This window comes from Bacillus sp. MUM 116 (genome assembly GCF_001866655.1).
Taxonomy (GTDB): domain Bacteria; phylum Bacillota; class Bacilli; order Bacillales; family Cytobacillaceae; genus Neobacillus.
The window spans coordinates 1-1,761 of sequence record NZ_MLYR01000170.1; the positions used below are offsets into that span (position 1 = coordinate 1).

A 1,761-nucleotide genomic window follows, 5' to 3' on the forward strand; every position below is an offset into this window, starting at 1 on the left:
ATAACTAAATGCTTCGTGGCATCTTTTCGTAAGAATATTTGCGAAAATCGCCTAGAAACTTAAGTATTTGACCTTTATTAAGGTCCAAAAGCAACAAAGTTTACGAAAAGAGCCTTTGTAAAAAACAAGAAATGAATTCAGACTTTTCCAAATAGATTGTACATATCAAACAAAAATAGGTAAAATAAATAGAGTATTTTTGTTTCTTTTTAATGAAACAGCAGGTATTGGCTTCTAGAAAGGGAAACGAAAGGAGTATGAGATATGAAAATCCTCGAACACATTGCACAAGATATTGTAGAAAAGACAAGCGAAATCCTGCAATATCCCATCAGTATCACCGACAAAGAGGGAATGATTATCGGTTCAACAGATAAAAATCGAATCGGCCTCTTTCACCAACCTTCGCTTGAAGTGATTAGGAAAAATACATTGGTGAATTGTAAAAATGAAATCGAGAAAAGAATTCTTCCCGGAGTCTCCACTCCATTAAAGTTTAATAATAAGGTAATCGGTGTGCTTGGAATTGTCGGCGACCCAGAGGAGGTAAAAAAATATGTGCAACTTGTTAAAAATCAAGTGGAAATGATGTGCCAGGAAGCCTTTCGAAAGGAAATGGTAGATCTTAAGGAAAAAATGGTAGAAATGTTTGTCCATCAACTCATTCATTATCGAGAATCCATGAATGAAATTAATGAACAAATTCTTCAATCGGCAAAATTGCTTGAATTTGATTTACATACCAACCGGGTCTGTCTGTTAATTGATATCCAAAACTTTTCCAAAAAAATTTCTGCCCAAAAAGAAGCAAATGATTTTTATGATAGCTTTCCGATGCAATATTTTCAAAAAGAGCTATTAAGTTTTTTTCAATTAATTTTTCAGGATAATAATGATGATATGATTTCTTTTCTTAGTCTCGAGCGCTTGATTGTCATCAAGGCACTCCCCTATTCGCGTTCCTTTTCGACATTGGTGGAAAGCTTGCCAAATAAACTGGAGAAGATTAATACTTTTCTGGAGAAAAAACACCGTGTCTCAGCTTGCATTTCAATAGGAAATATAAGCAGCAGCCTAAGTGGCATCGCTGAATCCTACAATAATGCCGTAAATGCCATGACCATTGGAAAACAATTTAATCTAGATTCAGGGATACACATCTATAATGAGCAGGAAATGTTATGGAGACTTCTTCCGAAAGAGATTACTACTGATTACAAAGAGAAACTGATAAACTTCATTTCCCCACTGATTAAACACGATAATTATGAGATCTTGTCTTCTACCTTTATTGGCTTTTGTCAATATAATATGAATTTGAGTGAGGCATCTAGAAATCTATTTATCCATCGCAACACGATTATTTACCGTCTTGAAAAAATATGTGAAATCACTTCTTTGAATACAAGCAGCTTTGAGCATTGTATGCTCCTTTATACGGCGATTCAATGCTATGAGGAATCAAAAATGGAACCTGTACACTAAGCAGGTTCTTTTTACTTTTTTTACTGTGTTAAACTTGGCTGTTGATTTACACTCCTGTCGCTTCACTTTTCGTTACAAAAGAATTTGATGAAATTTATAAAAACCAGACAATTACCTGATGCTTTTTGTCCGAAAATCTACTTTAGGTGTCCTTTCTGCTCCTGTTTCTGCCATAACGGTCATCTAGAACCTCTTTAGGTGACCTCCCCTTTCATTTTTCTGTCTCAACGGTCATCCAAATCATCTTTAGGTGACCTCCCCCTCTTATTTTTCTGT

Annotated in this window: 1 protein-coding gene; it reads left to right on the forward strand. The window is 35.0% G+C overall.

Annotation, left to right across the window (positions count from 1 at the left end):
• Window positions 1-264: 264 nt before the first annotated feature.
• Window positions 265-1,485: a CdaR family transcriptional regulator gene (locus tag BIV60_RS27185; protein ID WP_071358785.1), complete on the forward strand. Its 1,221-nt coding sequence runs from the start codon at window positions 265-267 to the stop codon at window positions 1,483-1,485.
• Window positions 1,486-1,761: the final 276 nt, after the last annotated feature.

Excerpts from the sequence above, each read along its gene's own strand:
- BIV60_RS27185 (WP_071358785.1), top strand. The coding sequence starts at position 265 with ATGAAAATCCTCGAACACATTGCACAAGATATTGTAGAAAAGACAAGC.